The organism is Stenotrophomonas sp. 3diitr2024 (assembly GCF_042136455.1).
Classification (GTDB): Bacteria; Pseudomonadota; Gammaproteobacteria; order Xanthomonadales; family Xanthomonadaceae; genus Stenotrophomonas; species Stenotrophomonas sepilia.
Window position 1 is genome coordinate 1 of the sequence record NZ_JBHHMJ010000847.1, and the last position, 8,419, is coordinate 8,419.

General features: G+C 67.4%; 10 protein-coding genes. 4 read left to right on the forward strand and 6 right to left on the reverse strand.

The genetic code is table 11. The annotated features are described in order from the left end of the window. Positions 1 to 180: 180 nt before the first annotated feature. On the reverse strand, positions 181 to 645 hold the full coding sequence (locus ABGA94_RS22315; RefSeq protein WP_005413654.1) for an Lrp/AsnC family transcriptional regulator: 465 nt from the start codon (positions 643 to 645) through the stop codon (positions 181 to 183). A 127-nt stretch (positions 646 to 772) separates the two neighbouring features. Here ABGA94_RS22315 and ABGA94_RS22320 point away from each other — a divergent pair, with 127 nt between their 5' ends. The 4 genes from ABGA94_RS22320 (at position 773) to ABGA94_RS22335 (ending at position 3,985) form a co-directional block, all read left to right on the forward strand. After that, entirely contained in the window at positions 773 to 1,504 is a 732-nt protein-coding gene (locus ABGA94_RS22320; RefSeq protein ID WP_262219958.1) for an AzlC family ABC transporter permease, read from the forward strand. After that, the gene (locus ABGA94_RS22325) at positions 1,501 to 1,815 is read left to right on the forward strand and encodes an AzlD family protein (RefSeq protein ID WP_107433709.1); all 315 of its coding nucleotides are present in this window, start codon (positions 1,501 to 1,503) and stop codon (positions 1,813 to 1,815) included. The genes ABGA94_RS22320 and ABGA94_RS22325 overlap by 4 nt, the downstream gene beginning before the upstream one ends. 215 nt (positions 1,816 to 2,030) lie before the next feature. Next, the gene (locus ABGA94_RS22330) at positions 2,031 to 2,459 is read left to right on the forward strand and encodes a PAS domain-containing protein (RefSeq protein WP_005416824.1); all 429 of its coding nucleotides are present in this window, start codon (positions 2,031 to 2,033) and stop codon (positions 2,457 to 2,459) included. Continuing rightward, complete coding sequence (locus ABGA94_RS22335; RefSeq protein WP_375368114.1) at positions 2,456 to 3,985, forward strand: sulfite reductase flavoprotein subunit alpha; 1,530 nt, start codon at positions 2,456 to 2,458, stop codon at positions 3,983 to 3,985. Before ABGA94_RS22330 ends, ABGA94_RS22335 begins: the two co-directional genes overlap by 4 nt. A gap of 138 nt (positions 3,986 to 4,123) precedes the next feature. Here ABGA94_RS22335 and ABGA94_RS22340 read toward each other — a convergent pair whose 3' ends face one another. From ABGA94_RS22340 to ABGA94_RS22360, 5 genes are read right to left on the reverse strand one after another with little or no spacing between them, the layout of a single operon-like run. Beyond that, on the reverse strand, positions 4,124 to 4,792 hold the full coding sequence (locus ABGA94_RS22340) for a sulfate/molybdate ABC transporter ATP-binding protein (protein ID WP_065177658.1): 669 nt from the start codon (positions 4,790 to 4,792) through the stop codon (positions 4,124 to 4,126). Next, positions 4,782 to 5,465, reverse strand: a complete 684-nt coding sequence (modB, locus tag ABGA94_RS22345) for a molybdate ABC transporter permease subunit (protein WP_065196410.1) — start codon at positions 5,463 to 5,465, stop codon at positions 4,782 to 4,784. Before modB ends, ABGA94_RS22340 begins: the two co-directional genes overlap by 11 nt. Positions 5,466 to 5,468: 3 nt before the next feature. Beyond that, positions 5,469 to 6,212 (reverse strand): molybdate ABC transporter substrate-binding protein, encoded by a 744-nt coding sequence (gene modA / locus ABGA94_RS22350; RefSeq protein ID WP_375368115.1) that lies wholly within the window; start codon positions 6,210 to 6,212, stop codon positions 5,469 to 5,471. 19 nt (positions 6,213 to 6,231) lie between these two features. Next, positions 6,232 to 7,008 carry a helix-turn-helix domain-containing protein gene (locus ABGA94_RS22355; RefSeq protein WP_005416832.1) on the reverse strand — a complete coding sequence of 259 codons (777 nt, stop codon included), beginning with the start codon at positions 7,006 to 7,008 and terminating at the stop codon, positions 6,232 to 6,234. A gap of 11 nt (positions 7,009 to 7,019) precedes the next feature. Then, entirely contained in the window at positions 7,020 to 8,234 is a 1,215-nt protein-coding gene (locus tag ABGA94_RS22360) for a coproporphyrinogen III oxidase (protein WP_262220962.1), read from the reverse strand. Positions 8,235 to 8,419 lie beyond the last annotated feature (185 nt).

Here is an 8,419-nt window from a genome sequence, read left to right on the forward strand (position 1 = left end):
GCGGCATGGATGCCGCGGCCAAGCCCCCATGGAAGGGTTTACGGCGTCCCCTGCAACCAGACCCACCCCGCCATCCCACGGAATGCAAGCTGTTGCTTCGGCCGTTGCTTCTGAGGTTGCCGGCCAGCGGCCGGCACTACCGGCGGGTGCCGGGTGCAACCCGGCCGCAAACCCCATCCCTCAAAGCGGCAGCTGGGTCGTCTGCTTGATCCGCTGCATCGGAATCTCGGTCTTGGTGTTCTGCACGCCGGCGATCCGGTTCAGGTGCTGCATCTGGAACTGCCGGTAGGCATCAAGGTCGGCCACCGCCACCCGCAGCAGGAAATCGCAGTCACCGGCCATCAGATGGCATTCAAGCACTTCCGGGAAAGACTTGATGCTGTTGATGAAGTGATTGGTGGTGTCCTCGTCCTGCCCGCGCAGCCACACCCGCACGAACACGGTGAAGCCGCGGCCCACCTTGGCCTCGTTCAACAGCGCCACGTAGCGGTCGATGTAACCGCCCTCCTCCAGCAGCCGCACCCGGCGCAGGCAGGCCGACGGCGACAGCCCGACCAGACGGGCCAGCTCCAGGTTCTGCAGGCGGCCGTCGCGCTGCAGGGCGTCGAGGATGCGGCGATCAAGGTTGTCCAGCTGGTACTGCATGAAATTTCGTCCTGGTCGACTCTGGCCGCATGGAATATCAATCATCCAGAATCCAGTGGCATCAACGCAACCCGATTTCGTGATCGGACCGCTAGCATGGGCCACCCCCACCTCGTCGTGCCGTTCCATGGACGCCCGTACCACCCTCCCCCTGCCAGACACCTGCGATACCGCGCCGCGTGCCGAATTCCTGCGCGGCCTGCGCGCCGCCGTACCGGTGATGATCGGCTTCATTCCGTTCGCCCTGGTGCTCGGCGCGCAGGCGGCCCAGAAGGGCCTGAGCGCACTGGAAGTACCGCTGATGACCGGCCTCAACTTCGCTGGCGGTTCGGAGTTCGCCGCCGTCGAACTGTGGACCTCGCCACCGCACATCGCACTGATCGTGGCGATCACCGCGCTGGTCAACAGCCGCCACCTGCTGATGGGCGCCAGCCTGGCCCCGCTGCTGCAACACCTGCCGCGCCGCCGGGTGCTGCCAGCGCTGTTCTTCATGTGCGACGAAAGCTGGGCGATGGGCGTGGCTGATGCGCGCCGACGCGCACTTGGCTTCAGCCTGGCCTACTACCTGGGCGTATCGGCCGGCCTGTACACGGTCTGGGTAGCCTGTACGGCACTCGGCGCGATCGTTGGCCCGATGCTGGGCGACATCCACGCCTATGGCTTCGACATGGCCTTCCCCGCCGTGTTCCTGGTACTGCTGCGCGGCATGTGGCAAGGCATGAAGGCGGCGCGGCCGTGGCTGGTCAGCCTGGTCGTCGCCGCCGCTACCTACCTGCTGGTGCCAGGTGCGTGGTACGTGGCCAGCGGCGCATTGGCCGGCCTGGCCGCCGCCTGGCTGCTGGCGGAGGACCCGGCATGATCTTCAATGGACTGATCCACTGGACCTCGGTGCTGACCATCGTGCTGATGGCCGCCGCCACCTACCTGACCCGCATTGTCGGTTTCCTCGCGCTGCGTAACCGCACGTTGAGCAAACGCGCAGTGACGGTGATGGAAGCCGCGCCGGGCTGCGTGCTGATCTCGGTGATCGCCCCGGACTTCGTCGCCGACAAGCCCGCCGACCTCGCCGCGCTGGCGATCACCCTGCTGGCCGCCACGCGGCTGTCGATGCTGCCGACGGTACTGATCGGCGTGTTCTCGGCAGGTGTGCTGCGCTATCTGATGGGCTGACGCGCCCGCCGTTTCTGTAGAGCCGAGCCCACGCCCGGCAGCTGGCATTCCCGCTTGCCGCGCGAGCCAAGCATGGGCTCAGCTCCCTGCGACACCCGGTCGCAGCCCTTCGCGCCACCCGCTTGACCAATGTCAAACCGCCCGCTGCCGTGCGGGCGTATCTCTATGCAGGACCCGAACACGCCGGCGTTACCGGCATCCACAAGGACCCTGCGATGAGCTACACCCCCGACAACGCCCAGCTGCTGAACGCCATGCAGAACGTCATGGTGATCTCCACCACCGACCTGCAGGGCAACATCACCTACGCCAACGATCTGTTCTGCACCCTCACCGGCTTCGCCCGCGAGGAACTGATCGGCCAGCCGCACAGCATCGTGCGCCACCCGGATGTGCCCAAGGCGGTCTACAAGGACATGTGGGACACCATCAAGGCCGGCAAGACCTGGACCGGCATCGTGCCCAACCTCGGCAAGGGCGGCGTGCTCTACGTGGTCGACACCACCGTGCAACCGCTGTTCGACGCCGACGGCAACATCACCTCCTACATCAGCATCCGCCGCGTGGTGAACGACCTGATGCAGAACTACGAGCTGGTCGAGTTCAGCAAGGAAAAGTTCGACGACTTCTACGAGGCCGCGTGAACGCCCTCCCGACCAGTACGCCCTTCAGCCGCCTGCTGGTGGGTTTCGCGTCCGAGTCGGGCAATGCCCGCGCCCTGGCCCAGCGCCTGGGCGCGGACCTGCAGCCGCACGCGCCGCAGGTGCTCCCTTTCAACGACATCGAGGTGGCCAGTCTCGGTCACGGCGACGTGCTGCTGGCGATTTCCAGCTCGTTCGGCGATGGCGAACCGCCGGCCAATGGCGAACAGTTCTTCGAAACACTGCGCCAGACCCCGACGCTGGCTGGGCTGCGCTATGCAGTGTTCGGCCTCGGTGACACCGGCTACCCGAGCTTCTGCGGCTTCACCAAGGCGCTGGATGCTGCACTGAGCGAGCGCCAGGCGCAGCCGCTGCTGCATCGGGTGGACGCCGACCTGGGCTACGAGCAGTTCTTCCAGCAATGGCGGCCGGTGCTCGGCCAGGTGCTGGAGGGCGACCTCAACGCTGGCCAGGACCTGCGCCTGCAGGTCACCGCCTATGGCGAAGACAATGCGTTTGCCGCCCCCATTCTCGAACGTCGCCGCCTGAACAGCAGCGACCCCGCTGCCTGGCACCTGCAGCTGGACATTGCCGGCAGTGGCATGGCCTACCGCGCAGGTGACACCCTGCACGTGGTACCCGAGAACGATCCCGCCCTGCTGCAGGCATTGGCTGCCTGGTATGGCGACACCGCGGCCGTGGCCGCCCTGCACGACCGCGAGCTGCGCCTGCTGAGCAAGGGCGTACTGCGCGAACTGGCCAGGCTCGGCGGTAGCGAGGTACTGAAGGGCCTGTTGAAGGTCAGCCAGAAGCGCGAGCTGGACGCCTACCTGCACGGCCTGGACCTGCTGGACGTGCTGCAGGACCACGCCACCCCGGACAGCGCTCCTCTGGCCCGGCTGCGCGGGCTGCTGTCACCGCGGCTGCCTCGCGCTTATTCCATCGCCTCTCACCCTTGCGACGACCAGCTGAGCCTGTGCGTGCGCGAAGTGCGCTACACCCTGCGCGACCGCGAGCGCTTCGGCACCGCCACCGGCAGCCTGCTGCACGGCGGCGACCACGCCCGGGTGTACTGCCGTTCCAACCCCGGCTTCCACCTGCCCGATACCGGCCAGGCACCGCTGCTGCTGGTCGGCACCGGCACCGGCATCGCACCCTTGATGGGCCTGATGCAGGAACTGCAGGCCAACGCCTGCGAACGTGAAGTGCACCTGGTGTTCGGCGAGAAGCACCGCCAGCACGACTACCTGTACCGCGACCAGCTGCAGGACTGGCACACGCGAGGCGTGCTGGCCGGCCTGCATACCGCGTTCTCGCGCGATGGCGCCGAAAAGGTCTATGTGCAGCATGTGCTGCAGCAGCGTGCCGCCGAAGTGCGCGATGTCCTGGCCCGCGGTGGGCACCTGTACCTGTGCGGCAACAAGAGCCACCTGGAAGGCGCGGTGCGCGAGGCCATCGATGCCATCGGTGGTGAAGGATACTGGGACACACTGCGGGGCGAAGGCCGCACCCACTGCGAGTTGTACTGATCCATGACCACCGGACCGCACGGACCTTGAACCGGTAGAGCCGGCCGCTGGCCGGCTGCTCAGGATTCCGTTGTTGCCGGCCAGCGACCGGCACTACCATCAGATGTGACCAACCAGCGCCGGTGCGTCCATCACGGGTCAATTGCCGACGATGCGGCCGTCCACCACGCGCGCCACCTGCTGGCCGAACATGGCTACGTCCTGCGGGTCGTGGCTGATCAACAACAACGGGATCCCGGTCTTGTCCAGCACCGCCTCCAACTCCTGGCGCAGATGCTGCCGAAGGTCGTGGTCCAGTGCGGAGAACGGTTCATCCAACAGCAGCGCCTGCGGTTGCGTCACCAGCGCCCGCGCCAGTGCGGTGCGCTGGCGCTGCCCGCCGGAAATCTGCGAGGGCAGCAGATCACCCACGGTGTCGATGCGGAAGGCGTGCAACCACTGCTCCACCGCACCGAAGCGCTGGCGGTTCCGTGGATTCAACCACCCCTTCTCCAGCCCGAACGCCACGTTCTGGCGCACGCTCAGATGCGGGAACAACGCGTAATCCTGGAACACATAGCCCAGCCGGCGGCGCTGCGGCGGCAGATCCACGCCGGTGGCCGCATCGAACAGGGTCTGCCCCTGCACGCGCACATGCCCCTGGCCCGGCCGCAGCAGCCCGGCCACCGCCTTCAAGGTCAGGCTCTTGCCCGCGCCCGAGGGCCCGAACAACACCACCTGCCGCTGCGTGCACTGCAGCGATACGTCCAACACGAACTCCTGGCCGGCCGCCTGCAGGCGACGCTGCACCTGCAGGTCAAGCCACATCGCGCAGCTCCCGGCGACGCCCGCCCACCAGCCGCGCGGCCAGCAACAGGATCACGATGCAGACCACCGAGGTCAGGATCACCAGCGCATTGGCCTTGCCGTCCTGGCCGGCCTGTACCGCCTCGTAGATGGCGATCGACAACGTCTGCGTCCGGCCCGGAATGCTTCCGGCCACCATCAGCGTCGCGCCGAACTCGCCCATCGCGCGCGCAAACGCCAGCAGCAGGCCGGCGAGGATGCCGCGCCACGCCAGTGGCAGCGTGATGCGGAAAAACACCGCCACTTCGGACACACCCAGCGTGCGTGCGGCCTGCTCCAGCTGCCCGTCCACTTCCTCGAACGCCGCGCGTGCCGGCTTGAACACCAGCGGCAGCGAGGCCACCGCCGCAGCAATCACGGCCGCCTGCCAGGTGAACACCAGGTTGATGCCGAACCACGACTGCAGCCACGCACCGATCGGACCATTGCGACCGATCAACACCAGCAGGTAGTACCCCAGCACCGTCGGTGGCAGCACCATCGGCAGGGTCAGCAGCGAATCCAGCAGCTCGCGCCCGGGGAAGCGACGGCGGGCCAGCAACGCGCCCAGCGCCACGCCCAGCACCAGATTGATCGCGGTGGCCCAGCCGGCCACCTTCAGCGACAACCCCAGCGCGCTCCAGTCTAGATCCATGCGTCAGGGCTTGCCGAATCCGTGTTTGGCCAGAATCGCCTGGCCCTGCGGCGAACGCACGAAGGCAGCGAAGCGCCGTGCCCCTGCCGGCTGCGTACTGCCCCTGGTCACCGCCAGCGGATACGCGATGCGCCCGGACACCGGCACCGCGAACGCACGGCGCACCCGGTCGGGCATCGCCTGCGCGTCGGTGGCATAGACGAAACCCGCATCCACTTCACCGCGCGCCACGTAATCCAGCGACTGACGCACGTTCTGCGTGGTGATGGTCTTGCTCTGCACCGACGACCACAGGCCCGCCACTTCCAGCGCGCCCTTGGCATAGCGGCCGACCGGCACGCTGTCCGGGTTGCCCAGTGCGATGCGCTGCACACCGGCACCGGCCAGGTCCTTCAAGGTACGCGGCGCCGCCTTGGCCTGCGGCGGCACCACCACCCACAGCGCGTTCACTGCAAACACCTCGCGGGTGCCGGCCGCCAGCAGATCCTGCTGCTGGGCCTGGTCCATCGTGGTTTCGTCGGCCGAGGCGAACACATCCACCGGCGCACCGCGGCTGATCTGTTGCAGCAACACGCCGGACGAGGCGAAGTTGAAATCAACCTTGGTGCCCGGGTGTGCCTTCTCATAGGCATTGCCCAGTTCGCGGAAGCTCTCGGTCAGGCTCGATGCCGCCGAAACGGTCAGCGTGGCCGCCCAGGCCGGCACCGTGGCCAGCAGGCCCAGCAACAACAGTCCAGCTCGCTTCATCGTCGGCTCCCGGCCAGGTTCAGTTCGGATCGGATTCGTCGGCCACCGCCAGCGCGGCCAGGCGCTCGGGCTGCAGCAGCAGGATCTCACGCTGCTTCACCGCGATGATCCCATCATCGCTCAGGCGGCGCAGCACGCGGCTGGCGGTTTCCGGCGCCATCCGCAGGTAGTTGGCGATCTCGGTACGCGCCATCGTCAGGTTGAAGCGCGTGGCAGAAAAACCGCGCCGCGCGTAGCGCTCGGACATGTCCAGCAGGAATGCGGCCATGCGCTCTTCGGTACGGTGGTTGGCGGCCAGCGTGGCGACCTTGCCGATCTCCGCACTGAGCAGGCTGAACAGCTTGGCCTGCAGCCCGGGCATACGCGTGGCCAGCGAGCTCAGCTTTGGGAACGAGATGCGGCACAGATGCACCGTATCCAGCGCCACCGCATTGCAGGGGAAGCGCGAACCGTGGATCGCATTCAGGCCGATCACTTCGCCCGGCAGGCTGAAGCCCAGCACCTGCTCGTTGCCCTGGCTGTCGTCGACGAAGGTCTTGACCATGCCGGCGCGCACCGCAGCAATCGAATCAAACGACTCGCCAGCGCGGAAGATGTAGTCACCCGCATGGAACGGACCGACGTGGTCGACCAGCACGTGCAGATCGCCCAGTGCGGTCTTGTCGTAGCCCTGCGACATGCAGGCGTCGGAAAACGCGCAGGTGCTGCAGAAGTGCAGCGCGTCGCCGTCATCGGCGGCGGCGGGGTTCGGGGTGGCCTGTCCAAGGCGGCCGTGCGAAGGCGGATTCGAAGACATCTGGGCAAGACTCAAGCGATGGCGGCCGCCGGCCGGAAGCATGCGGCCATCATACGCCACAGCAGGCGCCCTTCTTCGGCCAGCCGCAGCACGCGCGCATCCCAGTGCGCCCAGCCGCGCGCCAGCAACGGTGCCAATGCTGGCAGCTGCCCGGCGAAGCATTCTTCGAACGGTTCATCGTTGCGCCATTCGAAGGCAACCGCATCGAGCGCGTGATCGCAGGCGATACTCTGCGCCACCTCGGCCGCCAGTCGCTCGTCTTCGGACAGGATCAATCCGGCAGACACGCCCATATGCCCAGCCTGCAGCCGCGCACGCCATTCGCCCAGTTCGTCCTCCAGGCGGTAGAACACCTCGCCGATCTGGCTGCAGGCGGACAGCCCAAGCCCGATGAAATCGCTGCGGTCGCGGCGTGGCACGCCGGCCAGGTCACAATGACGCTGGCCATCGCCCGGGCCATGCGGGATCGGCAGGTCGCCGCGCTGGTAGTGGTCACCACCGATCGGTTCGTAGCCGGCTGCGCGCAGCAGGCGCCAACTCTGCAGCCATCGTGTCGCCGAGGGATGGTCTGGCAGCGCGCAAGGCGCCGGCAGCAGGATGCGCTCGGGCGCTTCGGCCAGCACCTCATGCAGTCGTTCGATGAAGCCGGTATCCGCGCTGCCGGGCACCCGCAACTGGTAGTATCGCGCGGTAAAGCCCACCTGTCGCGCATGCGCCAGCAGCGTCGGCCCGGGTGCATCGGCGCGATCAATCACGTTCAGGCGGGTGCAGCCCACCGCACGCAGTTGTGCCGGCGCCAGCGCGCTGCCCGCGTCCAGCCGCACCTCCACCTGTGGCCGCGCCACGGTGCGCAAGTACTGCGGCACGGCATCCAGCAGCTGGCCCAGCTGTGGTGGCGGCAGCGTCTCGGCCAGCCCCAACTGCAGCACCATTGCCACCACCTCGCGATCTTCAGCCAGCGCGCCGGCCTGCAGGCGCAGCGCCAGCAGCAGGGTGTCCAGATACGCCTGCGGTGGCACGTCGCGCCCGCCACGACCCGCCTGGAAGCCGAGCGTCAAACCACGCGGGATCAGGTGCTCGTTGCTGGCGCGCACGGCGGCGCGCCACCCGCTTTCGCCAAAGCCGGTACTGAACTGGTCAGCCGGCGGAAACAGCACGTGCCGTGGCTGCCGCAGCAATGCCGCCTGCAGCGCAGTGTCCTCGCTCTCGTCAACGTGGAAGCTCATGGCAGACATCTTCGGGCGTTCCTCTTCGCTTGGCCCTGATTGAAATCAAGCGTGGCGCATCTGATGGTTCCTGCAGGCCAGCGGCCGGTACTACCCTTTCAGCCACCACTCGGTCGTGCCGGCCGCTGGTCGGCATCACCCCTTCACCCGCCGCGTATCGTCCTGGTAGTGCCGGCCGCTGGCCG